Below are 25,989 nucleotides of genomic sequence, written 5' to 3'. Positions count from 1 at the left end.
TGACCCCTGTTTGTCCCGATGCAGCAACTTGAATTGTCCCGCCTCGCGCAGGAGGCGCCGCTGCGCGTGCTGCTCGTGCATGCGGGCGAGCCGGATTCGCTGACGTGGTCCGGCCTCGTGCAGCCCTTGCGCCTCGCGGCCAAGGTGCTGGGACCGGAACGCCTGCATGTGGACGTGCGCAGCCCCGACAAATTCGCGGCCGACCAGCGCCACTGGCACCTCGTGCTGCTCGTCGCGGACGAGGCGGAGGCCGGGCTGCGCCCCGCCAACCTGCGCACGGTCGTCGCACGCTGCCGCGCGGCGCCCTGCTGGGGCGGCGTCGGCGCCGGTGTGCTGTGGCTGGCGGAGTCGGGCGCGCTGAACGGTGCGCGCGCGGCGCTGCCGTGGTCGCTGTATCCCGATGTCGACATGCGCGCCGACCAGGCCTTGCTGAGTCCGCATCTGTACGAGATCGATGGCGTGCGCATCACGTCGTGCGGCGGCGCGGCCAGCATCGACTTCGCCCTGACCCTGGTCGATCTGCTGTTCGGCGCGACGGTCCAGGCGCAGGTGAAGGAAATCCTGTGCGTGGACCGCGTGCGCGGCCCGGACGAGCGCCAGCGCGTGGCGCTGCAAGCCCGCTTCGGCGTGCTGCAGCCCAAGCTGACGGAAGCCGTCACCCTGATGGAAGCAAACATCGAGGAGCCGCTGTCGACCGACGAGATCGCCCAGCTGGCGGGCGTGTCGCGGCGCCAGCTGGAACGATTATTCAAGCAATACCTGGGCAGCCTGCCGTCGCGCTACTACCTCGAACTGCGCCTGCAACGGGCGCGCCAGCTGCTGCGCGACACCAATCACTCCATCGTGCAGGTGGGATTGATGTGTGGGTTCTCGTCCGGCTCCCACTTCTCCACCGCCTTCGGCGCGCTGTTCGGCAACACGCCGCGCGAAGAGCGGCAGCGCAAGCTGAGCCAGTAACGTTACCGCCGTCATCCCCGCGCAGGCGGGAGCCATGCCGAGCATCCGAAGCCGACGCAGCATGGCGGAATAATGCTGGGGGCACTATCCCCGCTTCCGCGGGAAGTCATGTCCGGCCATGACGATTCGGTTGCTATTTCTGCATCTTTAATTGTTGCTCGTCCAAAAATGAAAATGCCTGTCGCAGTTTGGAAAGAAGGGCAAGGTTTGGCTTCTCTATAATGAGTCGCTCGGCGCGGCTGCTGGAGTCCGCGCAACCTTTACTTGGATGAGGAAAACGTCATGAATGCTAAGCTCGACTCGGGTGTCACCACGCGGCCTGTCACACGCCAGACTTTCGACGAGGTGCTCGTCCCGACTTACGCACCTGCCGCGATGGTGCCCGTGCGCGCGTCGGGCCTGGACGTCTGGGACCAGGACGGCAAGCATTATCTCGATTTCACCTCCGGCATCGCCGTCAGCAGCCTGGGTCATTGCAACCCGGTCGTGGTCGAAGCGCTGACCCGCCAAGCCAACACTCTCTGGCACGTCGGCAACGGCTACACGAACGAGCCCGTGCTGCGCCTGGCCTCGGCCCTGATCGAGGCCACCTTCGCCGAACGCTGCTTCTTCGCCAACTCGGGCGCGGAAGCCAACGAAGCCGCCCTGAAGCTGGCGCGTAAGTATGCCCACGGCAAGTTCGGTCCGCACAAGTCGCGCATCGTGTCGTGCTATTCCTCGTTCCACGGCCGCACGCTGTTCACCGTGTCGGTCGGCGGCCAGTCGAAGTACACCGAAGGCTTCGAGCCGCTGCCGCCGGAAATCAACCACATCAACTACAACGACATCGAGTCCGCACGCGCCGCCGTCAACGATGACGTGGCCGCCGTGATCGTCGAGCCGATCCAGGGCGAAGGCGGCGTGATCCCGGGCGACATCGAATTCCTGAAGACGTTGCGCGAACTGTGCGACAAGACCGGCGCCCTGCTGATCTTCGACGAAGTGCAGTCGGGCGTGGGCCGCACCGGCGCGCTGTACGACTACATGAACGTGGGCGTGACCCCGGACGTCCTGACCACGGCCAAGGCTCTGGGCAACGGCTATCCGATCGGCGCCATGCTGACCACCAGCGAGATCGCCCAGTACCTGGCTGTCGGCAGCCACGGCACCACGTACGGCGGCAACCCGCTGGCGACCACGGTGGCGCTCGCCGTGATCGAACAGATCAACCAGCCGGCCTTCCTGGCGCGCGTGCGCGAAGCGAGCGCCAAGGTGTTCGCGAAGCTGGACAAGCTGGCCGCCGACTACCCGCAACTGTTCACCAAGCCGCGCGGCAAGGGCCTGCTCATCGGCCTGCCGATGGCCGAAGGCTACAAGGGGAAATCGAAGGACTACACCAAGGTCGCCGAAAAGCTCGGCCTGATGCTGCTGATCGCCGGCCCGGATGTCGTCCGTCTCGCGCCCGCGCTGGTCGTGTCGGACGAGCAGATCGCCGAGGCGGACCGCATCATGCGCCAGGCCGCCGACGCGTTCCTCGCCGGCTAAGCCGCACACCGGCCGGAAGGGGAGACCACCCCAGCCCGGCCGGCTTCCGTTCGTTCGATGTCTTTGTCGGGAGTTCCCATGTATGTAGTCCGTCCGGTAGAACCTGCGGATGTCGGCGCCCTCGAGACGCTGCTCGCCGCGTCCACGCCGGGAGTGCACACCCTGCCGCGCACGCGCGAAAAAATCGCCGCGTTCGTGGAGCGTTCGGTGGCGTCGTTCGCCGCCCACGTCGACATCCCCAGCGAAGAGTCCTACCTGTTCGTGCTCGAAGACGTCGAGAAGCGCGAGCTGGTCGGCACCGCCGCGATCCACGCGTCGGCCGGCTCCAACGGCACCTATTTCGCGTTCCGCAACGATGTGATCCAGCAGGTCTCGCGCGACCTGAACATCAGCCACAGCGTGCACGCGCTGACCCTGTGCTCGGAGCTGACGGCGTATTCGCAGCTGTCCGGCTTTTATATCCGCGACCGCGACACCGGCCGGCGCGAAGCCGCGCTGCTGTCGCGTGCCCGTCTGCTGTACGCCGTGCTGGCGCCGCACCGCTTCGGCGACCGCTTCTTCGTGCCGCTGGCCGGCGTCACGGACGACAAGGGCCAGTCGCCGTTCTGGGATGCGCTGGGCCGCAAATTCTTCAAGATGGATTTCCTCGACGCCGAACGCACGATCGGCGGCGCCCGCAACCGCACCCTGATCGTCGAGCTGATGCCGCACTACCCCGTGTACGTGCCGCTGCTGCCCGGCCCCGCGCAAGCCGTGATGGGCCAGATCCACCCGAGTGGAGAACTGGCGTTCGACCTGTTGACGGAAGAGGGCTTCGAGGCCGACGAATACATCGACATCTTCGACGGCGGCCCGATCCTGCAGGCGCACAAGCACGCGCTGCATTCGTTCTCGGGCTCGATGGTGCGGAAGGTCGCGAACGCCGAACTGCAGCCGCCCACGCGCGGCGGCAAGGGCGCGATGGTGAATTACGCGGTGGCCAGCAGCGAGCGCAAGTTCCGCGCGATCGTGCTGCCGTGCGACCCGGCCGAGAGCTCGGACGCCATCTGCCTGCCGCCGGCGGCGCGCGAGGCGCTCGGCATCGAGACCGGCGACAGCGTCATCTGCGTACGCATCTGACGCTTTGGAAAACAATGAGGAACCCATGCTCGTAATTCGCGCAATCACCCTGAACGACATCGATCCGCTGATCGAGATGGCGCGCCAGGTCGGCAGCGGCATGACCACGCTGAAGCCGGACCGCGCCATGCTGGGCGAACGCGTCGAGACCGCGGTGGCATCGTTCGCGCAGACGATCCCGCCCGAAGAACGCGACTACATGTTCGTGATGGAAGACACGTCCAACGGCCGTCTGGCCGGCGTGTGCGCCATCAAGGCCGCCGTCGGCCTGACGGAGCCGTTTTATAACTACCGCATCGGCACGCTCGTCCACTCCAGCCGCGAACTCAACGTGTTCACGCGCATGGACACGCTGTATCTGTCGAACGACCTCACCGGGTCGACGGAGCTGTGCTCGCTGTTCCTGATGCCGGAATACCGCACGGGCCACAATGGCAAGTGGCTGTCCAAGAGCCGCTTCCTGTTCATGGCCCAGTTCCAGCACCTGTTCACGGAAAAGATCATCGCCGAGATGCGCGGCTACCAGGCGGAGGACGGCACGTCGCCGTTCTACGAGGGGCTCGGCCGCCATTTCTTCAAGATGGATTTCAACCACGTCGACGGCCTCACGGCCCTCGGCAAGAAATCGTTCATCGCCGAACTGATGCCGCGCCAGCCGCTGTACGTCGCGTACCTGCCGGAAGACGCGCAGGCCGTGATCGGCCAGGTGCACCGCTCCACGCTCCCCGCGCGCAAACTGCTGGAGCAGGAAGGCATGCACTACGAGGGTTACGTCGACATCTTCGACGCGGGCCCCGTGCTGCAAGGCCGCGTGGCCGAGCTGCGCGCCGTGCGCGACAGCGTGCTGACCACGGCCGAGGAAGGCCAGCCGGAAGGCGAGTGCGAAGTCACGCTCGTCTCCAACACGAAACTCGACGATTTCCGCATGGTCCTCACCCAGGCCTGCGACGGCGGCCGCAAGGTCGCGCTATCCGTGCGCGAACTCCAACTGCTGCATTGCCAGCCGGGCGATCCGATCCGCTCGCTGGCCCTCAACGTAAGGAAGAACAATGGCTAACGTTTCTAACTACATCGGCGGCGAATGGCTGGCCGGCAGCGGCCCGCTGCTCGCGACGATCGACCCGTCCACCGGCCGCCAGACCTGGACCAGCAATGAATCGACGGCGGAAGACGTCGACCGCGCCGTCAAGGCTGCCCGCGCCGCCTTCGAAGGCTGGGCATTGACGCCGCTGGAAGAGCGCATCGCCATCTGCCAGCGCTTCCGCGACCTGCTCAAGGAGCACAACGAGGAACTGGCCGCCATCATCGCCGAGGAAGTGGGCAAGCCGCTGTGGGAAGCGCGCACGGAAGTGACGACGATGGCAAATAAAGTCGACATCTCGGTGCAGGCGCACGCCGCGCGCACGGGCGAGACGAGTGCCAGGGTCGCCGACGGCAACGCCGTGCTGCGCCACCGTCCGCACGGCGTGTTCGCCGTGTTCGGCCCGTATAACTTCCCCGGCCACCTGCCGAACGGCCACATCGTGCCCGCGCTGATCGCCGGGAACACGCTCGTGTTCAAGCCCAGCGAATTCGCGCCGCGCACGGCCGTGCATACGGTGCAGCTGTGGGAACAGGCCGGCCTGCCGCAGGGCGTGCTGAACCTCGTGAACGGCGGCCGCGCGACCGGCGTCGCGCTGGGCCAGGCGGATGTCGACGGCATCCTGTTCACCGGCAGCAGCCAGACGGGCGTCGCGCTGCATAAACAGTTCGGCGGCCAGCCGGGCAAGATGCTGGCGCTGGAAATGGGCGGCAACAATCCGCTCGTCGTCTGGGACGTCACCAACATCGACGCGGCCGTGCACCACACCGTGATGTCCGCCTTCATCTCGGCCGGCCAGCGCTGCACGTGCGCGCGCCGCCTGATCGTGCAGGACGGGCCGCAGGGCCAGGCTTTCATCGATCGCCTCGTCGACGTGGCCGGCAAGCTCGCCGTCGGCCCGTCGAACGCGGACCCGCAGCCGTTCATGGGGCCGGTCGTCTCCGCCGCCGTCGCGAAGCGCCTCGTGCAGGCGCAGGAGATGATGGAAGCGCAGGGCGGTAGAGTTTTGCTGCGCATGCGCCAGCTCGATCCGAACGCGGGGTTCGTCACCGCCGGCATCGTCGACGTGACGGATGCGACGGGCATCCCGGACGAGGAGTGGTTCGGACCGCTGCTGCAAGTGATCCGCGTGGCCGATTTCGACCGCGCCATCGATGCGGCCAATGCCACCGAATTCGGCCTCGCCGCCGCGCTGTTGTCGCCGTCGGAAGACCTGTGGAAGCGTTTCGCCATCAAGGCGCGCGCTGGCGTCGTCAACTGGAACCGCCCGACGACGGGCGCGGCCAGCTCGGCGCCGTTCGGCGGCGTGGGCAAGTCGGGCAACCACCGTCCGAGCGCCTATTACGCGGCCGATTACTGCGCGTATCCGGTCGCCTCGATCGAAACGTCCGAGCTGGACATGCCGGCCAAACTGTCCCCGGGACTGAGCTTCTGACATGCGCAACGCACGCGAATTCAACTTCGACGGCCTCGTGGGCCCGTCGCACAACTACGCCGGCCTCTCGTTCGGCAACGTCGCCTCGTTCAACAACGTGCGAAGCGCGTCGAACCCGCGCCAGGCCGCATTGCAGGGCCTCGCCAAGATGCGCGCGCTGGCTTCGCGCGGCTTCGCGCAAGGCCTGCTGCCGCCGCAGGCGCGTCCTAACTTCCGCCTGCTGCGCCGTATCGGCTTTACGGGCACGGACGCCGACGTATTGGCGCGGGCGTACCGCGAATCGCCCGTGATCCTCGCCTGCGCGTACTCCGCGTCGCCGATGTGGACGGCGAACGCCGCCACCGTCAGCCCCTCGGCCGACACCCTGGACGCCCGTGTGCATTTCACGGCGGCGAACCTGAACAACAAGCTGCACCGCGCGGAAGAACATGTGCAAACAACCCGCACGCTGCGCGCGTTGTTCGCGAACGCAGAGCGTTTCGTCGTGCACGATCCGCTGCCGTCGACGCCCGCGTTCGGCGACGAGGGTGCCGCCAACCACACGCGCTTCGCCAGCGCCCACGGCGCGGCGGGCGTGGAATTCTTCGTGTACGGCCGCGTCGAGTTCGACCCGTCCGCACCCGCGCCGACCAAATACCCGGCACGCCAGACGCTGGAAGCCTCGCAAGCCGTCGCCCGCCTGCACGCCCTGGATGCGGCGCGCACCGTGTTCGCGTCGCAGAATCCGGACGTGATCGACCAGGGCGTGTTCCACAACGACGTGATCGCCGTCGGCAACGGCAACGTGCTGTTCTACCACGAGCAGGCGTTCGCCGACGAAGTCTCGACCCTGGAGTCGCTGCGCCGCGCGCTCGGCACCACCGGTACCGACCTGCGCGCCGTGCGCGTGGACACGGGCGTCGTGCCCGTCGCCGATGCGGTGGCCAGCTACCTGTTCAACAGCCAGCTGCTGTCCAAGCCGGACGGCGGCATGGCCCTCGTCGTGCCGCACGAATGCCGCGAGACGCCGACCGTGACCCGCTACCTCGAGCAGCTGGTGGCGAGCGGTGGCCCGATCGATGAACTGATCGAATTCGACCTGCGCCAGAGCATGCGCAACGGCGGCGGCCCCGCGTGCCTGCGCCTGCGCGTCGTGCTCACGGACGACGAGGCTGCCGCGATGCACCAGGGCGTGCTGATGACGGAAGATTTGTACGCGCGCCTCGTGCCGTGGGTCGAGCGCCATTACCGCGACCGCGTCGAGCCGAAAGACCTGGCCGACCCGCAACTGGCCATCGAGTGCGCGGCCGCACTGGAAGAGCTGGAACGCATCCTCGGTCTGCCGGGGCTGTACGATTTATCATGATGCTGTACGGCAACAACATGGTTCCCGAACAAGAGCCGCGTCCGCCGTGCGGCATGCTTTAATAACGAAATAGTTTCCGGGAGGGCGGAGCGCGAAAAACCGTTCAGGTTTTTCGCGCGCCGCCCGAAGAAGCACAAGATTGGAATAGGACAACCCTGTCCATACAAAGCCGGGAACACGCGGCCACAAGCCGTGACGAACCCGGCGCAACTATCAGCTTTGGAGAAGCAAATGAACAAAGACATGCCTCACGATCTGCGCACCCAGACCCTTGCGCTGGTCAATGAGAACAAGCCGGCCAATGCCCCCGAGCAGGTGGGCGCACTGATCAGCGCCTGGATCGGCGCCCTGGACGAGGATGACCTCGCCGGCATCGATCCGCGCAACCTCGCGGCCATCCTGTGGGACGCCTTCGCCCAGGTGGCGCAGCGCACGACCCCGGGCTGCCAGATCGCGCAAATGCGCTACACGGACGGGCGCTGCGGCATGTCGACCGCCTTGCTGATCCTGAACGAGGACATGCCCTACCTCGTCGACTCGTTCGTGATGGCGCTGCGCCGCCAGCGCGTCGTCGCGTCGGGCGTGATGAATGCCGTGCTGCCCGTGCGCCGCGACGACGCGGGCCGCGTGGCCGCCGTCGGCGAGACCGGCGCGCCGCTGGAATCGTATGTCCTGTGCCTGCTGGCGGAAGACCTGCCGCAGGATGAACTCTCCGAATTGATCGGCCGTATCCAGATGGTGGCGCGCGACGCCGCCATCGTGCACCGCGACGCCGTCGCGATGGCCGACCGCATGACGGCCGTCGCCGCCGCCGCCGCCGCGCAAGGCACGCCGTCCGGCCAGGAAGTCGCCGCCTTCCTCGACTGGGCCAAGAACGAAGGCTTCGAGCCGTTCGGCTATGCCTACTACTTCGTGAAGCCGGGCGTGCGCGAACTCGAACGCGACATCCCGAGCCGCATCGGCGTGCTGCAGGACACCGCGCATCCCGTGTACGGCACCTGCCTGCAGAACATCCCGGGCGACTTCGAGATCCTGTCCAAGCGCGACGAGACGCTGTCGATCGTGAAGGCCGACGTGGCCGGCACCTTGCACCGCGACCAGCCGCTGGACTTCATCGGCGTGCGCGACACCGACACGCAAGGCAACACGATCGGCGAACACTGCTTCGTCGGCCTGTTCACCCGCGCCGCCACGTCGACCCCGCTGGCGCGCCTGCCGTTCGCGCGCGGCCGCGTCGCGAAGGTGCTGTCCATCGCCGGCGTGCGCCAGGAAGGCTTCCGCGCCGAGAAATTCCTCGAGATCCTGGAATCGCTGCCGCGCACCGAGGCGCTGGAAGCGGAGCCGGACTGGCTCGCCCAGGTGTGCAGTTCCGTCGTCTCGCTGTACAAGCAGCCGCGCGCGAAAGTCTTCGCGCGCCGCGACGTGTACCAGCGCCACCTGAACGTCCTCGTCTACCTGCCGCGCGAGCGCTACAGCGCCGCCGTCGTGGCCGCGCTGGCGCAGGCGCTGAAAGAAAGCTCGGGCGCCGTCGACGTGCGCACGCAGACCCTCGTCGCCGACGGCCCGCTGGCCCGCGTCTACCTGATCGCCCAGGCCGCGCGCTATCCGCTCGACCTGGAAACCGACATCCAGAAACCGCTGCTCTCCGTGCTGGACGGCTGGCACGACCGCTACACCGCGCTGACCGACACGGTGGAAGACGTCCCGACCCGCAACGCGCTGCGCAAGATCCTGCCGACGCTGCCCGTGAACTACGTGGCCGCGACGGCGCCCGAAATCGCCTTCCGCGACGTGAACGCAATCATCGCGAACGGCCAGCAGGGCCACGTGTCCGTCCGCATCGAGACGGATGAAGCGGGCGTCACGTCGCTGCGCCTGTACTCGACGGGTACGATGCCGTCGCTGTCGCGCATCCTGCCGGCGCTGCAGAACGCCGGCGTCGCCATCGACCGCGAACAGAGCTTCTGGATCGACACGGCCGACGGCACCCGCCGCTACATCACGAGCCTGATCGTCGACGCGGAGTCCGCCGCCAAGCTGGCCAAGCCGGGCGTCGTCGACGTGGCCGGCGAGCTGTTCGCCGCGCTGTTCAACGACGAAGCGGAAGACGGCCGCCTGAACGGTTTGACCATCGAAGGCGGCCTGTCGATGCGCGAAGTGCAGCTCGTGCGCGCCTACATCAGCTACTGGCGCCAGGCCGGCAGCAAGTTCTCGACCCGCTACATGGCCGAGACGCTGCGTCCGCGGGCTAGCCTCGTCAAGGAACTGGTCGAAGGCTTCAAGCTGCGCTTCGATCCGAAGCTGTCGAGCGAGGAACGCGCATCGGGCGACGCCAAGCTGGCCGCGCTGAAGGCCGGTCTCGCCCAGGTCAACCACGCCGACACCGAGGAAATCATGGCCGCGCTGGTCGACCTCGTGATGGCGACGGTGCGCACGAACTACTTCCAGGGGACGAAGGAAAACCGCGGCGAGAAGATCATCTTCAAGCTCGACACGAGCCACCTGGCGCTCGTGCCGGAACCGCGTCCGTTCCGCGAGATCTACGTGTTCTCGCGCCGCTTCGAAGGCGTGCACCTGCGCGGCGGCCCGGTCGCCCGCGGCGGCCTGCGCTGGTCCGACCGCATGGAAGACTACCGCACCGAAGTGCTGGGCCTCGTGAAGGCGCAGATGGTCAAGAACGCCGTCATCGTGCCGGCCGGCTCGAAGGGCGGCTTCGTCTGCAAGCAGATGCCGAAGGATGCGGCGCGTGACGTCGTCGCGGCCGAAGGCGAAGCCGTCTACCGCCTGTTCATCGCGAGCCTGCTGGAGCTGACCGACAACCGCGTGCGCGGCGAGATCGTGCCGCCAGCGGACACGGTGCGCTACGACCAGGACGACCCGTACCTCGTGGTCGCCGCCGACAAGGGCACCGCGACGTTCTCCGACATCGCCAACAGCATCGCCGTCTCGCGCGGCTTCTGGCTGGGCGACGCGTTCGCGTCGGGCGGTTCGAACGGCTACGACCACAAGAAGATGGGTATCACGGCGAAGGGCGCGTTCGAAGCGGTGAAACGCCACTTCTACGAAATGGGCCACGACATGAACACGACCCCGGTGACGATGGTCGGCGTGGGCGACATGTCGGGCGACGTGTTCGGCAACGGCGTGCTGCTGTCGCGCCAGTTGAAAGTGCTGGCCGCGTTCGACCACCGCCATATCTTCCTCGACCCGAATCCGGACGTCGTCGTCTCGTTCAACGAGCGCAAGCGCATGTTCGCGCTGCCGCGTTCCTCGTGGGACGACTACAACAAGGACCTGATCTCGGAAGGCGGCGGCGTGTTCCCGCGCACCGCCCGCCACATCGAGCTGTCGCCGCAAGTGCGCGCCGCGCTCGACATCCAAGAGACGTCGCTCACGCCGGAAGAACTGATGCACCGCATCCTGCTGGCGCCGGTCGACCTGTTCTACAACGGCGGCATCGGCACCTACATCAAGGCCTCGACGGAGAGCCACGCACAGGTGAAGGACCGCGCCAACGACAACATCCGCGTCAACGGCAACGAGTTGCGCGTGAAGGTCGTGGCGGAAGGCGGCAATCTGGGCGCGACCCAGGCCGGCCGTATCGAATTCGCGCTGGCCGGCGGCCGCATCTTCACCGACGCGATCGACAACTCGGCCGGCGTGGACTGCTCCGACCACGAAGTCAACGTCAAGATCTGGCTGGACACCGAAGTCAACGCGGGCCAGCTGGACGAGGGCGAGCGCAACCGCCTGCTGACCGAGATGACGGGCGATATCGAGAAGCTGGTCCTGCGCGACAACACGCTGCAGACGCACCTGCTGGTGCGCGAGGCGCAGGCGCAATCGAACAGTGGCGTCGTCGACGGCTATGCCGCGCTGATCGCGAGCCTGGAGGCGGAAGGCGCCGTGTCGCGCGAGCTGGAACAGCTGCCGAGCGAGACGGAACTGCAGCGCCGCAAGGCCCTCGGCCTGGGCCTCACCACGCCGGAACTGGCCGTCGTCGTCGCCAACGTCAAGAACCGCTTCAAGCGCCTGCTGGCCGCGCTGCCGCTCACCGGCCTGCCGTGGGCCGAGACCATCCTGCGCCCGTATTTCCCGGCGCAGCTGGTGGCCACGCGCGATCCGCTGGCGCACCCGCTGGCGAACGCGATCCTCGCGACCGTGCTCGCGAACGAATCCGTCAACCGCTGCGGTCCGCTGATGCTGCGCGACCTGGCGCTGGAACACCGCATCGACGATGCCGAGGTCGTGAAAGCCTGGGGCCAGGCATGGGCCGCGCTGCACCTGGCACCCGTGTTCGAGGCACTGGACAATGATGCGCTGGTCGTGCCGCGCGACGTGTCGCAGACCGTCGATGCGCGCACCCGGGTGATGCTGCGCACCGTGATCGAAGGCGTGCTGTCGCTGCCGCTTGAACAAGCCGGCGCGGGCGGCATGGAAGAGCTGTCGAACCTGTTCGCCCAGCCGGAGCAACTGCGCCAGCTGATGCCGGCGAAGTCGGATGCCGATGCGCAGGCAGGCCTGTCGCCGTCGTTCGTGCAGGCGTGGAAGACCGTCGATACGGTCGAATCGCTGGCAGCCTTCCTGTTCGCGGCCGTGTCGGTGCAGCGTCCGCAAGGCATGTCGCTGGCCGAGTTCCTGCGCGTCGGCATGCTGCTGCGCGAGCAGGCCGGCATCGACACGCTGGAGCGCGGCCTCAAGCTGCCGGCCACCAGCAAGTCGCAGGAACAGCTGCGCAACTACGCGCTGCAAGCGCTGCGCCGCACGCAGCAACGCCTGCTGCTGGAAGTGCTGGAAGCGAGCCGCGCCACCGGTGACATGCAGGGCGCCGTGCGCGAGCTGACGGCGGCGATAGGCCTGGCCGGCGGCTACGTCCAGCCGACCGACCTGGAACAGGCGATGCTGGCCGTGTGGTCGCTGTCGGAAGGGTCGAGCCCCGACCGCATCGCAGCGGGCACCGCGGCCCTCACCGTCGCGACGCTGGCGTAACGCGATGGCGGCTACCTTACCGAAGGAAATCCGGGCGCTGGCCGAAGGCGACTTCAGCGAGGTGGCCGCCCGGTTCGCGCAAGCCGGCTTCACGGTCGGCCAGCCTGCGAAAGGTGTGCTGACGGTGAAGGCGGCCGCACCGATGCTTGAGCGTCCCGCCGTGCTGATGTCGGTGGGCGTGCACGGCGACGAGACGGGGCCGATCGAGATGGCGGCCTACGCCATCGAGGCCCTGTCGCGCGCGCCCTCGGCGCTCGCGGTGGACCTGATGCTGTGCGTCGGGAACATCGACGCCATCGCGGCCGGCAGGCGTTTCATCGACGCGGACCTGAACCGGATGTTCCGAGAAAACAGAGGCGACCTGGCCGGCACGTTCGAAGCCGGGCGGGCGGACACGCTGATCGCGGCGACCGCCGGCTTTTTCGAAGGCAGCGGCCCGCGCCGCTGGCACCTCGACCTGCACACGGCGATCCGCGGGTCGCGCTATCCCCGTTTTGCGATCGTGCCGGAATTGATCGCGGACGAACCCCGGCGCGAACTGATCGCGTGGCTGGGACTGGGCGGCATCGAAGCCGTCATCATGAACCCGGCGTCCGCCGGCACGTACAGCTACTGGACGGCCGAGCGGCACGGCACTGCGGGCACCACCGTGGAACTGGGACGCGTCGGCACGCTGGGGCAGAACGATCTGTCGCAGTTCGCGGCGATGGCGTCGGCCCTGCACGGACTGCTGCGCGGTTCCACGCAGGGCGGGGGGAAGGCGCCCGTGGTGTTCAACACGGCGCAGTCGATCACCAAGCTGTCCGATGCTTTTACGATGAGCTTCGGGCGCGAGACGGAGAATTTCACGCCGCTCAAAAAGGGCGACGTGATCGCGCGCGATGGCGATACCGTTTATACCGTTCAGCACGACGAGGAGTGTGTCGTGTTCCCGAATCCGGATGTGCGGGTCGGGTTGCGGGCGGGGATCATGGTCGTCCGCGCCGACGCTGATTAATCGTGGGGTGGGCACGCCGTGCCCACGCGTTCAGCGCACGCATCCGCTCTCGAAAAGCGCGTTTTATCCGTGCGCGCTAGACTATCCCTTTACGCATGCATTTGGTGGGCACGGGGTGTCCACCCTACGTTAAGGGAGTGCACCCATCCATGAGCAAGCTGTTTTCTCCGATCAAGCTCGGCCCGCTCGAACTGGCCAACCGGATCGCCATCGCGCCGATGTGTCAATACTCCGCCGACCGGGGCTTCGCCACCGACTGGCACATGATCCACCTCGGCCACCTCGCGCTGTCCGGCGCCGGTCTCGTCATCATCGAGGCGACCGCCGTGACGGAGGAAGGCCGTATCACCTACGCCGACCTGGGCCTGTGGTCCGACGAGCACGCGGCCGCCTTGGAGCCCGTTGTCAACGCCATGCGCAAATACGCCCCCATCAAGATCGCCGTGCAGCTGGCCCACGCGGGCCGCAAGGCGTCGAGCGAGGTGCCGTGGCAGGGTGGGGCGAATATTCCGCCGGGCCACCCGAACGGCTGGCAGACCGTGGCGCCGTCCGCGATCCCGCATGCGGAGGGCGAAGCGGTGCCCTTGGCGCTCGATGCGGCGGGCTTGCAGCGCGTGAAGGACGGCTTCGTCGCCGCCGCGCGCCGCGCCGATGCGCTGGGCCTGGACGCCATCGAGCTGCACGGCGCCCACGGCTATCTGCTGCACCAGTTCCTGTCGCCGCTGTCGAACCGGCGCGAGGACGATTACGGCGGCGTGCTGGAAAACCGCATGCGCTTCCCGCTCGAGGTGTTCCAGGCCGTGCGCGCGGCCGTGTCGCCCGAGATGGTGGTCGGCATGCGCATCTCGGCCAGCGACTGGGTCGACGGCGGCTGGGACCTGGAGCAGAGCCTCGTGCTGGCAAAAGAGCTGGAACGGCTGGGCTGCCAGTTCATCCACGTGTCGAGCGGCGGCGTCTCGCCGCGGCAGAAGATCCCCGTCGGCCCGGGTTACCAGATCGAGTTCGCCGCGCGCATCAAGGCGCAGACGTCCATGCCGACCATCGGCGTGGGCCTGATCACGGAAGCGAAGCAGGCCGAGACCATCGTGCAGACGGGCCAGGCCGACATGGTGGCGCTGGCGCGCGCCATGCTGTACGACCCGCGCTGGCCGTGGCACGCGGCGGCGGAACTGGGCGCGACGGTCAGCGCGCCGCCGCAGTACTGGCGCTCGCAGCCGCACGAACTCAAACACCTGTTCGGCGATACCCGCCTCGGACAGCGCTGACGGTCGCCCGGCGCGACCGTTCGTCCCTTCTTTTCGACCGTCCGTCGCACATCGCCGGACGGGCCGAGATGCCCTTGCTACAGTGGCATGCATCCACCGACAACAAGAAAAGGGACACCATGCGTACTCCGCTCGCCATCGCCATCACCTGCGCCGTCCTCGGCGGCTGCGCCATCATCGTCACCCCGAACGGCGATGGCGACTACCAGGTCCGCACGCCGTTCTCCAGCGATTCCGTCGAAGGCAACGGCGTGCCCGCGCGCGACGAGCGTGCGATCGCCACGGTGCCGGGCCTGGAAGTGAACGGCACCATCACGGTCGACGTGCGCGTCGGCCCGGCAACAATGCTGGTCGTGGAGGCGGACAGCAACCTGCTGCCGTTCATCCGCACGGAGCTGCGCGGCGACCGCCTCGTCATCGAGAAGGAGCGGTCGTTCCGCACGAATCACCCCGTGCGCGTGACCTATACCGTGCCGCGCCTGACGGACGTGCGCCATAACGGCTCCGGCCACCTGACCGTGCAAGACCTGAACGGCGCGCCGCTCGTCGTGGCGGAGCAGGGATCGGGCTCCGTGCTGCTGACGGGCCGCGTGGCCAACCTGGATGCGGCGATGAACGGTTCGGGGAGCATCGATGCGACGACCTTGCACAGCGGCGGCGGCACCGTGTCCATGAGCGGTTCCGGCCGGCTGATCGTCGGGCGCATGCAGGGCGAGCGCGTGACGGCGAGCCTGAACGGCTCGGGCCAGCTGCGCGTGGCGGGCGCCGTGCGCAGCCTGTCGGCGCGGTCGAACGGGTCCGGCCACCTGGACCTGGCGGACCTCGTCAGCGATCAGGCCGACCTGTCGTCGACGGGATCGGGCGGCATCACGGCGAACGTGCGGCAGTCGCTCGTCGCGCAGAACGGCGGGTCGGGCGGCATCCGCGTGTACGGCAATCCCGCGCAGCGGACCTTGAGCGGGAAGCTGATCCAGGTCGTGAATTAAAAAATATGCCGGCACGTGGCCGGCAATTCATGCTCTGGTCGAACGCGTGGGCGGCTGAGCTGCCACCCTACCGCAACGCCGGCGTACGGTGGACGGCTCGCCGTCCACGCGTTCGACGTATGCCTGATCAGAGCAGGTGGTCCAGCAGCTCCGGCCCGAACACCTCGCGATGCAGGCGGGTGGCCGGCACGCCGGCGTGCAGCAGGCCTAACCACTGCGCCTGCATGAACTTGTGCGGACCGCACAGATACACGTCCGCTTCCTCGCGCGGCCATGCCGGCAGCTTGGCCACATCCATGCGGCCTTCGATGACGCCGGCGGCGCCCTGGGCGTCTTCATGGAACGTCACGACCGACAGGTTCGGCATCACGGCCTGCAGCGCCTCCACTTCGGCGCGCAGCGCGTGGTGGCCCGCGTCGCGGGCGGCATGGGCGAAGATCACGCGGCGCTGCGGATTGACGCCCGCCACGCGTTTCAGGCTGGCCACCATCGGCGTGATGCCGACGCCGGCCGACAGCAGCACGAGCGGCTTGTCGCCTTCCGTCTCAGGCGTGAATTCGCCGAACGGATGCGACACTTGCAAGGTGGCGCCGGCTTTCACGTTGGCGTGCAGCCAGTTCGACACTTCGCCGGCCGGGGTCTCGTCCGCGCCATCTTCGCGCTTGACGGAGATGCGCAGGCTCTCGCCGTCGGGCGCATCCGACAGGCTGTACTGGCGCAGCTGGTGACGGCCGCCTGGCAGGTCGACGGCGACGCTGACGTACTGGCCCGGCTTGAACGCGGGGACGGGTTTGCTGTCCGCCGGGACGAAGCGGATCGACAGCACGTTGACGGATTCCGTCTTGACTTCGGTGACGCGCATCGGGCGGGTCTCGCCCGGCTGGATGCCGGCCGTGCTGTACATCCTGGCTTCCGCTTCGATCAAGAGCTTGGCCAGCGCGTTATAGGCTTCCTTCCAGGCGTCCAGCAGCGGCGCGGTGGCGGCGTCGCCCAGCGTGGCGGCGATGGATTCCAGCAGGTGCTTGCCGACGATCGGGTAGTGCTCGGCGCGGATGCCGACCGAGACGTGCTTGTGCACGATGCGCTCGACGACGGGGCCCAGCGCGCCCGGGTTGCCGATGTTGGCCGCGTAGGCGAACACCGCCGATGCCAGCGATTGCTGCTGCGCCCCGCTGGCCTGGTTCCCCATGTTGAAGATGCGGGTCAGCTCGGGATGCGCGCCCAGCATGTTCGTGTAGAACAGCTTGGTGATCGTCAGGCCGTGCTGGCGCAGGACGGGGACGCTGGCATCGATGTAGGGGCGGGAAGCTTCCGAAATCATGGTGGGTTCCTTTAATTATGCATTTAAAATGCAGATTTACGATTCAAAAAAAGGCCCGCAGGGCGGGCGTTGTCATCAAAATACTAAGTTAATCCTCACTCACCGGTTCGGGCAGCGCCAGAGCGCGTTTCGCAGCCGCGCCATCCCAGAACATCCGGTGCATGCGCATGACCTGCTCGCCGGTACTGCCTGCCGTCGCGTGGGCCAGCGTGTAGCGGTCCATCGCGTCATAGAACGCCTTCATGCCGGCGCGCAGCATGCCGCGCAGCTGGCAATCCACCTTCAGCGCGCAGTCCGTGCCTTCGCAGTCGACCAGTTCGTCGTCCTCGCCTTCCAGCTTGCGCAACACCTGGCCGATCGTCAGCGTTGCCGGATCGGCGGCGAGGCGCAGCCCACCGTTGCGTCCGCGCGTCGCCTGTACCCACCCCAATTTGGCCAGTTGCCCGACCACTTTCACGAGGTGGTTCAGCGGGATGTCGAACTGCTTGCCGATCTCGGCCACCGTCACCGGCTGCGTACGTTCTCCCGCGCGTTCCAGATAAATCAGGACGCGCAGGCCAATATCGGAGAATCGTGTGAGTCGCATCGGGTAAGCTCGGTGGGTACCGGCGTATTCTACCTGCACGGACGTATTCTACCTAAATATGCATAGCACATGCATATTTAAGTGAAGTATTTTTTTTGTCGCACTGAAAGCAGTCCCGGAAAGTGGCCCTATAATCGCGGACTTTGGGTGCTTATATCGCATCCACATAACACATATTAATCAGCGCCACCCGCGCCAAGAGGAACACGTCGTGAACCAGACCCTGGGCCAAAAGCTCATCCGCACCAAGACGTCCGAGCACAAGCTCGATGACGGCCATGCCCACGCCCTGGGCCGTTCGCTGGGCTTATTTCCCCTGACCATGATCGGCGTCGGCGCCACGATCGGCACCGGCATCTTCTTCACGATGGTCGAAGCCGTGCCGAAGGCCGGTCCGGCCGTCGTGCTGTCGTTCCTGATGGCCGCCATCACGGCGGGCCTCACGGCGCTGTGCTATGCCGAACTGGCCAACCGCGTGCCCGCCGCCGGCTCCTCGTATTCGTTCGCCTACGCCACCGTGGGCGAGTTCGCCGCCTTCATCGTCGCGGCCTGCCTGCTGCTGGAATACGGCCTCGCCGCCAGCGCGACGGCCATCGGCTGGTCGGATTACCTGAATAACTTCCTGCAGAACGCGCTCGGCTGGCAGATTCCCGACGCGCTGCGCTCGCCCCTGATCGTCGCGGGCAAGACCGGCGGCGTCGAGATCCACGCCGGCCATATCAACCTGCCGCCGATCCTGCTGGTCGTGCTGTGCTGCGTGCTGCTGATCCGCGGCACCAAGGAATCGGCCACGACGAACGCCATCATGGTGCTCATCAAGCTGGCGATCCTCGTGTTCTTTTCCGCGATCGCGCTGTCCGGCTTCGACATCCACAACTTCCACCCGTTCGTCTGGCCGGCAAACGGCAAGGGCATCGGCGGCCTGGCCGGCGTGACGGCGGCCGCGGGCACGGTGTTCTTTTCGTTCATCGGCCTGGACACCATCGCCACGGCCGGCGAAGAGGTCAAGGACCCCACGCGCGACGTCCCGATCGGCATCCTCGCCGCCCTCGGCATCGTCACGGTGTTCTACATGCTGGTGGCGATCGCCGCCCTGGGCGCCCAGCCGGCGTCGATGTTCGCGGGCCAGGAAGCAGGCCTCGCCGTGATCCTGCAAAATGTGACGGGCAAGGCGTGGCCCGCGCTGGTGCTGTCGGCCGGCGCCGTCATCTCCGTGTTCTCCGTGACGCTGGTGACGATCTACGGCCAGACGCGCATCCTGTACGCCATCGCCAAGGACGGCCTCGTGCCGAAAGCCTTCCGCAAGGTCAACCCACGCACGCAGTCGCCGGTGACGAACACGCTCATCGTCAGCATCGCCGTGGGGCTCGTGGCGGGTCTGGTCGACTCCACCTTCCTGTGGGACATGGTGAGCATGGGCACGCTGGTCGCGTTCATCGTCGTGTCGATCGCCGTGCCGGTCATCCGCCGCAAGCAGGGCGACACGGGGCGCAAAGGGTTCCGCGTGCCGTTCGGGCCTTACCTGGTGCCGGGCCTGTCGATCCTCGCCTGCCTGTACCTCGTGGGCGGGCTGTCCAGCACGACCTATACGGTGTTTGCCATCTGGATGACGGTGGCCGTGCTCACCTATTTTGGCTACGGGATCCGCAACAGCCGGTTGAACGAGGTGGATGAGGTGCCGGCCGAGTTGACGCACTGAGCGCCAAGCCGGGGCCGTTTCGCCGGCATGGCCGCCGCGACGGCTTAGCGCCATCGTCCATGCCGGCGCCATCGCCCGCGGCGGTCATGGCGGACCGGTTCAGTTGAAGCGGTACCTGGCCAGCAGGTTCACGCGGCTCATGCCGCCGCGCTCGCGGACCGGCGTGACACGGCGGCCGAACAGGCATCCGGCGCCGAATTCGACGTTTTCGCGGCGTTCTTTGGGAAGCTCATAGCGAACGTCATCCCCGCTTGCGCGGGAATGACGTGGATGGGGCATCAGAACTTGTGCGACAGGCGCGCGAAGTAGGCGGCGCCGTTCAGGCCGAACTGCACGCTCTCGTACTTGAAGCCATTGTCCGTCTCGTCCGGATTCTGCAGGGTCGGATGCACGTTGAAGATGTTCGTGCCGCCGACGGTCAGCTTGGTCTTGTCGCTGAACGCCCACGTGAACGCGAGGTCGGCCGACGTCTTCGACTTGTAGTACTGGTCCGGTACCGGCGGACCGTCGAACGTGCCCAGCGTCTGCGGACCGTAATGGATGATACGGAAGTCCGTTTCCAGCTGGCCGAGCACGTAATCGAAGTCCAGCGTGGCCTTGCGGCGCGGGCCGCCCTGTTCGATGAACAGGCGCTCGCGTTCGGACAGCAGCACGTCTTCATGGCCGGCCAGCGCGGCCGGGGCGTGCACACCCGTCACTTCGGTCCTGCTGAAGTTCATGGCGAGGTAGGTGGTCAGCTTGCCGCCGCCGATGGCCGTGCGGTGCGACGCGGTCAGGTCCAGGCCTTGCGTGCGGGTATCGACGGAGTTCACGAAGAACTGCGCCTGGCCCACGCCCAGGTTCTGCAGGATGGCGCCCAGGGCCGGGTAGTTGTCGGCGTCGAAGCGGCCCGACAGCACGATGCGGTTGTCGATCTGGATATGGTACAGGTCGGCCGTGACGGAGACGGCTTTCGACGGCGTCCAGGTCGTGCCCAGCGTGTAGCTCTTCGATTTCTCTTCATGCAGCTTCGGGATGCCGGCCGCGTTGGCGACACGGCCGCCGTTCGGCGCGAGCACGACGTCGGTCGGCACGCCGCTGACGAAGTCGGTGAAGGTCGACGAGAAGTACACCTGCTGCAGCGACGGCGCGCGGAAGCCCGTGCTGGCCGAGGCGCGCAGCAGCAGGTCGTCCGTGGCCTTGAAGGCGCCGGCCAGCTTGCCGGTCGTCGTCGAGCCGAAGTCGGAGTAATGCTCATGACGCACCGCCGCTTGCAGCTTGGTGCGCGGGGCGATGTCCGCTTCGAAGTCGAGGTAGGCGGCCGTGCTGTGACGGTCGCGGTTGGTGGCGTCGCCCGGCTGGAAGCCCGGGAAGCCCTGGCTGCCGGCATTGCCGCCGAAGCCCACGCCGTCGGCGTCGATGTACGAGTTCGGCTCGCCGGCGAAGATCTGGTAGTTCTCCTTGCGGTATTCGAAGCCGAATGCCGCGTTCAGGCCACCGAGGATGTCGTCATAGAAGCGGCTGAAGTCGGCGTTGGAGGTCAGCTGGCGGAACGAGAAGCCGCCGGCGTTGAACTGCGACGGGCTCACGCCCTTGCCGCCGTTGATCAGGTCCAGGTTCGCGATCGACGCGTTGAGCGTATGCGAAATGTTGTAGCGCATGCGGTTGTAGCCATAGGTCTGCGAGAAATCGCTGGCCCATTCGCCGATGCGGGTGCGGTAGCCGAGGATGCCGTAGCGGTCGTCGATGTCGCCGTTGATGAACGGGACGAAGCCGTTCGGGTACATGGCGGCCGAGTTGCGCGACGGGATGTCGTCCGAACCGATGCCGCCGCGGGCCCACGCCGCCGACGAGGCGTCGCGCGTCTGGGTGCCGGCCGTCAGGTACAGCTTGCCCGGGCCGACCGGGAATTCGCCGTTCACGTACACGGTCTCGTTCTTGGACTTGGTGTCGCCGATGATGCGCAGGCTGCCCGGATCGGAGCGGTTGGAGCGGCCGCGGTCGTAGTATTCGCCCGTGATGCCCAGCACGCCGTCGGCGACGGCCACGCCGCAGTACGCGGAGGCGAGCCAGTTCTTGCCGTCGTGTTTCGAGTATTCGCCGAAGCCGGCCACGGCCTCGCAGCCCAGGTCCTTGCGCAGTTCGACGTCGATCACGCCGGCGATGGCGTCCGAGCCGTATTGTGCGGCGGCGCCGTCGCGCAGCACCTGCACGTCCTTGATGGCGAGGACGGGAATCGCGTTCATGTCCGTGCCCGTGTTGCCGCGGTTGCGCGCGCCGAACAGGTTCACGAGGGCCGTCGTGTGGCGGCGCTTGCCGTTCATGAGCACGAGGGTCTGGTCGGAACCGAGGCCGCGCAGGGCGGCGGAGTCGATCAGGTCGGCGCCGTCGGCACCGGTCTGGCGCGTCGAGTTGAACGACGGCGAGATATTGGCCAGGGTCTGGGCCAGGTCGAACTGGCCGCTTTGCTCGGCGGCCTTCGTCAGCGGGATGTAGTCGACGGGCACCGGGGTATCGGTGGACGACGTGTTGCCGACGCGGCGCGAGCCGACGATGTTGACGCTCTGGATGGTGGCGTCGTTGGCGACGGGGGCGGTGGCATTTTGTGCGAAGGCGGGCGGCGCGAAAGCCAGCGCTGCGCTGCCGTACAGGCCGAGCAGGACGGACTGGCGGATCGGCGTAGGTTTCAAGGGTGTGCTCATATGTCTTCTGTCTTCTCCGATGTTGGTTTTTTTCCAGCCGTGGCCCGTTCTCCGACCGGCCACTGGCATTACAACAAAACCCGTCGGCTGCCACGCACAGGAATGCGACGCCGCCGAGCAGGTTTGGTCGACCCGGCGTCAGAACTCGTACAGGTCGGGCAGGCCGAGCAGCGTCGACAGTTCAGCCAGGGCGGTGTTGACTTCGATCGCCAGCTGGGGATCGGCCAGGTCGGACGGCGCCAGGCGGTCGCGGTAATGCCGGTTGACCCAGGCGACCAGCCGCACGTACAAGGTCTCGTTCATGATCACGCCCTGGTGCATCGCAGCCGCCTGGGCGTCGCTCAGCGCCACCCGCAGGCGCAGGCAGGCCGGGCCGCCGCCGTTGCGCATGCTCTGGCGCAGGTCGAAGCAGATCAGCTCGTCGATGGGGCCGCCCGACGCCATCAAGTCGTCGAGGTAGTGCGCCACCGCGGCGTTCTCCCGGCATTCCTGCGGTACGACGAGCGCCATGCGGCCGTCCGGCTTCGACAACAACTGGCTGTTGAACAGGTAGCTGGAAACGGCGTCGCGCACCGGCACCGCGGCCGCAGGCACCCGGACCGTGCGCAGTTCGGTGTCGACGGCACGCATGGCCCCGCGCAGCGCGTCGAGGGCGCACCGCTCGTCGATGAAGGCGTGCTCGTGGTAGAACAGGACGTCGGCATTGCCCACCGAAATTACGTCGTTATGGAATACGCCGGCGTCGATCACCGCCGGGTCCTGCTGCAGGTATACCGTGCGGCGTTCCTCGAGGCCGTGCAGGCGCGCGACCGCCTTGCTCGCCTCGAGGGTCTGCCGAGCCGGAAAACGCACCGGTGCCGGGGCGGCGCGGCTGAATTCCTCACGCCCGTACACGAACACTTCCACGCCCCTGGCGCCGTGGCCGCCGCACAGGCGGATATGGTTGGCCGCGCCTTCGTCGCCGAACGCAGGCGTCTGCGGCAGTGCCGCGTGCACCGCGAAATGCGCCTGGTCGCGGAAGATGGCGCGCAAGGTGCGCTCAGTCTGCACGTGTTCCTGCGCGCGATGCAATTTATTGTTCAGGTTGGCGACGGTGAAGTGCGTACGCCCATCCGCGGTGTCGGCGCCTGGGCTGACGGTCGCCGCGTTGGCGGTCCACATCGGGGACGCCGAGTAGGCGCAGGCCAGCACCTCGGGCGCGGCCTTGTAGGCCTTGGCGATCACGTCGGCATCGCTGCCGCCAAAGCCGATCTGGCGCAGCAGGCGCAGGTTCGGGCGCGCCTGCGGCGGCAATATCGCCTGGCCAAAGCCGCGCAGGGCCAGCGTACGCATTTTTTCCAGGCCTTGCAGCGCGGCCTCGCGCGGGTTCGACGTGCTCTTCACGTTGTTGAACGAGGCCACGTTCCCGAACGACAGACCCGCGTAGTTGTGGCTGGGGCCGACGAGGCCGTCGAAGTTGTATTCGCGCGAGGCGTGATTCGACATGATGGGTTTCCTTGTTTAGAACGGCAGGCCGGGGGATGGCTGCTGGGGGAGTTCGAGCTGGCCGCTCTCGATGGAGGCGACCGGGTAGGCGACATAGTCCGCCGCGTAATAAGCGCTGGGCCGGTGGTTGCCGGATTTGCCGATGCCGCCGAACGGCGCCGAACTGGCCGCGCCGGTAGTGGGGCGGTTCCAGTTGACGATGCCGGCACGGGCCTTGGCCTGGAAGCGGCGCCACAAGCCCTCGTCCTCGCTCAGCAGGCCCGCCGCGAGCCCGTATGCGGTGGCGTTGGCGGCGCGCAGTGCGTCCTCGAAGCTGCGCACGCGCCGCACCTGGAGCAGCGGGCCGAACCATTCCTCGTCCGGAATGTCGAGTGCGCCGGTCACGTCGACGATGCCCGGCGTCAGCAGGCCGGTGCCGGGCACCAGCGAGCGCATCTCCAGCAGCGTGCGGCCGCCGCGGGCCACCAGTGCGTCCTGGGCCGCGAGCAGGCTCTGCGCGGCGCGCGCCGACACGACCGGACCCATGAAGGGGGCCGGATCGCTGTCCCAGGGACCGACGCGGATCAGGCGCGCCAACTCGACCAGGCGCTCGATGAAAGCCTGTCCGCGCGCGCCATCCTCGACGATCAGGCGGCGGCTGCAGGTGCAACGCTGGCCGGCCGACACGAAGGCCGAGAAGATCGTGTGGTGCACCGCGGCATCGACGTTGGCCACGCCCCAGGCGACAAGGGCGTTGTTGCCCCCCATTTCGAGTGCCAGCATTTTTTCCGGCTTGCCGGCCAGTTGCCGGTGCAGCAGCGCGCCCGTTTGGTAGCTCCCGGTGAACAGCACGCCGTCCAGCCGGTCGTCCGCCGCCAGCGCCGCGCCCGTGTCGCGTGCGCCGTTCACGAGGTTCAGCACGCCGGCCGGCAGTCCGGCCTGCGCCCACAGCGCGACCGTCAGCACCGCGGTCTGCGGGGCGTATTCGCTGGGCTTGAAGACGATCGTATTGCCGGCGATAAGGGCCGGCACGATATGGCCGTTGGCCAGGTGGCCGGGGAAGTTATACGGACCGAATACGCCGAAGACGCCGTGCGGACGGTGGCGCAGCACGGCTTGGCCGTCGGCGACGGTGGAGCGGCCGGTGCCGGTGCGGGCATGGTAGGCCTGGACCGAGATGTCGACCTTGGCCGCCATCGTCGCGACTTCGGTGCGCGCTTCCCACAAGGGCTTGCCCACCTCGCGCGCGATCGTGACGGCCAGGGATTCACCGTGCTCCTTGAGCAGGTCGCGAAAGCGCACGCAGACGGCGATGCGCTCGTCCAGGCCGCGTTCGGCCCATCCCTCGAAGGCGCGCCGCGCGGCGTCGGTGGCGGCCGCCACTTCGGCGGCGGTGGCGTGCCGGCCGGTCCAGATCGTGTTTCCGCTGGACGGATCGACCACCGCGAGCGCGGCGCCTTCGCCGGCGATCCATGTTCCATCGATAAAGTGATTACGCATGTGCTGTGTTCCTCGGGTTGAGTTTCATGACGCGTACCGGGGCATCCCCGGTACCCAGGGCCTGGCGCTGCGCCGCGTTCAGGACGATGTGGCCGTGCGCCGGTGCCTGCCCGGTCACGATGACGCGGAAGTCGCGCAGCGAGGTGCTGGCCACCATCCACGGCGTGACGCCGGCCGGCTGCGCCTCGCCGTGACCCGGTGCGCTCACCCGCGCCAGCTCGCTTTCCTTCAGCGCGCGCAGTTCCGCCACCCGTCCCTGCAACACCGGACCGGCGTCGAAGATGTCGCAATACCCTTCGTAGTTCATGCCTTCCGATTCGAGCAGGCGCCGCGCCGGCGCGGTGTCGCGGAACACCTCCCCGATCGCGGCCCGGGCATCCTCGGGCAGGTAGGCGACGTACAGCGGATGGCGCGGCATCAGCTCTGCGATGAACGACTTCTTCCCGAGCGTGGACAAATCGTCCGCCCTGGCGAAATCGATCCGGAAGAAGTGGCGGCCCAGCCCTTCCCAGAACGGGGCGCGCCCCTGCTCGTCCTGGACCCCGCGCAACTCCGCGATCAGCTTGCGGTCGAACAGGTGGGGAAACTGGGCGATGAACATGAACCGGCTCTTCGACAGCAGGCGGCCATTGTTCCCGGTGCGGTAGGCGGGCCGCAGGAACAGCGTGCACAGTTCCGAGCATCCGGTCAGGTCGTTCGAGAGGTACAGTGTCTCCATGCGCGAGAACACGCCGAGCTCCTGGCTCGAATGCACCAGCGTGCCGACGCGGTAGTTGTAGAACGGCTCGTCGAGGCCGACCGCGGCCTTGATGGCCGAGACGCCGGCCAGTTCCCCGTTCGCGCTGTCCTCGAGCACGAACAGATAGTCGCGCTGTTCGGCCGGGATTGCCTCGGCGAACGAGGCGCAGGCCGTGTCCAGTCGTTGCCGCAGCATCTTGCGGTCGGGCTTCAGGGTGGTCATTCCGGCCCCGACCTGCTGCGCCATGGCCAGCAGGCCGTCGAGATCCCGCTCCTGGATGGGTCGTACGATCAGCATCTTG

The 25,989-nt window shown here is 67.3% G+C and carries 18 protein-coding genes; 11 read left to right on the top strand and 7 right to left on the bottom strand.

The annotated features are described in order from the left end of the window. The first annotated feature begins 18 nt into the window (after positions 1–18). The 10 genes from BVG12_RS17930 to BVG12_RS17885 all read left to right on the top strand — a co-directional run bounded on the left by BVG12_RS17930 (position 19) and on the right by BVG12_RS17885 (position 15,698). Positions 19–957: a GlxA family transcriptional regulator gene (locus BVG12_RS17930; protein ID WP_075793587.1), complete on the top strand. Its 939-nt coding sequence runs from the start codon at positions 19–21 to the stop codon at positions 955–957. A gap of 282 nt (positions 958–1,239) precedes the next feature. Beyond that, a complete protein-coding gene (locus BVG12_RS17925; protein WP_075793586.1) occupies positions 1,240–2,481 on the top strand; it encodes an acetylornithine/succinyldiaminopimelate transaminase in 1,242 nt (413 codons plus the stop codon). 78 nt (positions 2,482–2,559) lie between these two features. Next, positions 2,560–3,600 carry an arginine N-succinyltransferase gene (locus tag BVG12_RS17920; protein WP_075793585.1) on the top strand — a complete coding sequence of 347 codons (1,041 nt, stop codon included), beginning with the start codon at positions 2,560–2,562 and terminating at the stop codon, positions 3,598–3,600. A 25-nt stretch (positions 3,601–3,625) separates the two neighbouring features. Next, complete coding sequence (gene astA / locus BVG12_RS17915) at positions 3,626–4,657, top strand: arginine N-succinyltransferase (protein WP_075793584.1); 1,032 nt, start codon at positions 3,626–3,628, stop codon at positions 4,655–4,657. After that, entirely contained in the window at positions 4,650–6,116 is a 1,467-nt protein-coding gene (gene astD, locus BVG12_RS17910) for a succinylglutamate-semialdehyde dehydrogenase (protein ID WP_075793583.1), read from the top strand. Before astA (BVG12_RS17915) ends, astD (BVG12_RS17910) begins: the two co-directional genes overlap by 8 nt. 1 nt (position 6,117) lies before the next feature. Next, on the top strand, positions 6,118–7,461 hold the full coding sequence (gene astB, locus BVG12_RS17905; RefSeq protein ID WP_075793582.1) for an N-succinylarginine dihydrolase: 1,344 nt from the start codon (positions 6,118–6,120) through the stop codon (positions 7,459–7,461). Between the two features lie 231 nt (positions 7,462–7,692). Then, positions 7,693–12,450: an NAD-glutamate dehydrogenase domain-containing protein gene (locus BVG12_RS17900; RefSeq protein WP_075793581.1), complete on the top strand. Its 4,758-nt coding sequence runs from the start codon at positions 7,693–7,695 to the stop codon at positions 12,448–12,450. Between the two features lie 4 nt (positions 12,451–12,454). Further along, positions 12,455–13,447: a succinylglutamate desuccinylase gene (locus tag BVG12_RS17895; RefSeq protein ID WP_075793580.1), complete on the top strand. Its 993-nt coding sequence runs from the start codon at positions 12,455–12,457 to the stop codon at positions 13,445–13,447. A 149-nt stretch (positions 13,448–13,596) separates the two neighbouring features. Next, complete coding sequence (locus BVG12_RS17890; protein ID WP_075793579.1) at positions 13,597–14,712, top strand: NADH:flavin oxidoreductase/NADH oxidase; 1,116 nt, start codon at positions 13,597–13,599, stop codon at positions 14,710–14,712. A gap of 119 nt (positions 14,713–14,831) precedes the next feature. Next, a complete protein-coding gene (locus BVG12_RS17885; RefSeq protein WP_075793578.1) occupies positions 14,832–15,698 on the top strand; it encodes a head GIN domain-containing protein in 867 nt (288 codons plus the stop codon). Positions 15,699–15,825: 127 nt separating this feature from the next. Here the strand turns inward: BVG12_RS17885 and BVG12_RS17880 are convergent, their stop codons facing one another. After that, the gene (locus BVG12_RS17880; RefSeq protein ID WP_075793577.1) at positions 15,826–17,019 is read right to left on the bottom strand and encodes a globin domain-containing protein; all 1,194 of its coding nucleotides are present in this window, start codon (positions 17,017–17,019) and stop codon (positions 15,826–15,828) included. Positions 17,020–17,107: 88 nt separating this feature from the next. Beyond that, positions 17,108–17,605, bottom strand: coding sequence for an RrF2 family transcriptional regulator (locus BVG12_RS17875; protein WP_075793576.1), 498 nt, complete (start codon positions 17,603–17,605; stop codon positions 17,108–17,110). Positions 17,606–17,816: 211 nt separating this feature from the next. Here BVG12_RS17875 and BVG12_RS17870 point away from each other — a divergent pair, with 211 nt between their 5' ends. After that, positions 17,817–19,304, top strand: coding sequence for an APC family permease (locus BVG12_RS17870; RefSeq protein WP_075793575.1), 1,488 nt, complete (start codon positions 17,817–17,819; stop codon positions 19,302–19,304). A 99-nt stretch (positions 19,305–19,403) separates the two neighbouring features. Here BVG12_RS17870 and BVG12_RS17865 read toward each other — a convergent pair whose 3' ends face one another. The 5 genes from BVG12_RS17865 to astA (BVG12_RS17845) form a co-directional block, all read right to left on the bottom strand. Then, complete coding sequence (locus BVG12_RS17865; RefSeq protein WP_075793574.1) at positions 19,404–19,583, bottom strand: hypothetical protein; 180 nt, start codon at positions 19,581–19,583, stop codon at positions 19,404–19,406. Then, a complete protein-coding gene (locus BVG12_RS17860) occupies positions 19,583–21,985 on the bottom strand; it encodes a TonB-dependent receptor plug domain-containing protein (protein WP_075793573.1) in 2,403 nt (800 codons plus the stop codon). The genes BVG12_RS17865 and BVG12_RS17860 overlap by 1 nt, the downstream gene beginning before the upstream one ends. 138 nt (positions 21,986–22,123) lie before the next feature. After that, complete coding sequence (gene astB, locus BVG12_RS17855) at positions 22,124–23,470, bottom strand: N-succinylarginine dihydrolase (protein ID WP_075793572.1); 1,347 nt, start codon at positions 23,468–23,470, stop codon at positions 22,124–22,126. Positions 23,471–23,485: 15 nt separating this feature from the next. Next, positions 23,486–24,949: a succinylglutamate-semialdehyde dehydrogenase gene (astD, locus tag BVG12_RS17850; protein WP_075793571.1), complete on the bottom strand. Its 1,464-nt coding sequence runs from the start codon at positions 24,947–24,949 to the stop codon at positions 23,486–23,488. Beyond that, positions 24,942–25,985 carry an arginine N-succinyltransferase gene (gene astA / locus BVG12_RS17845; protein ID WP_075793570.1) on the bottom strand — a complete coding sequence of 348 codons (1,044 nt, stop codon included), beginning with the start codon at positions 25,983–25,985 and terminating at the stop codon, positions 24,942–24,944. Before astA (BVG12_RS17845) ends, astD (BVG12_RS17850) begins: the two co-directional genes overlap by 8 nt. Between the last annotated feature and the right edge of the window lie 4 nt (positions 25,986–25,989).

The sequence above is a fragment of the Massilia putida genome, assembly GCF_001941825.1.
Classification (GTDB): domain Bacteria; phylum Pseudomonadota; class Gammaproteobacteria; order Burkholderiales; family Burkholderiaceae_D; genus Telluria; species Telluria putida.
Note: the sequence above shows the minus strand (reverse complement) of the source record. Positions and strands in the feature narration are given on the sequence as shown.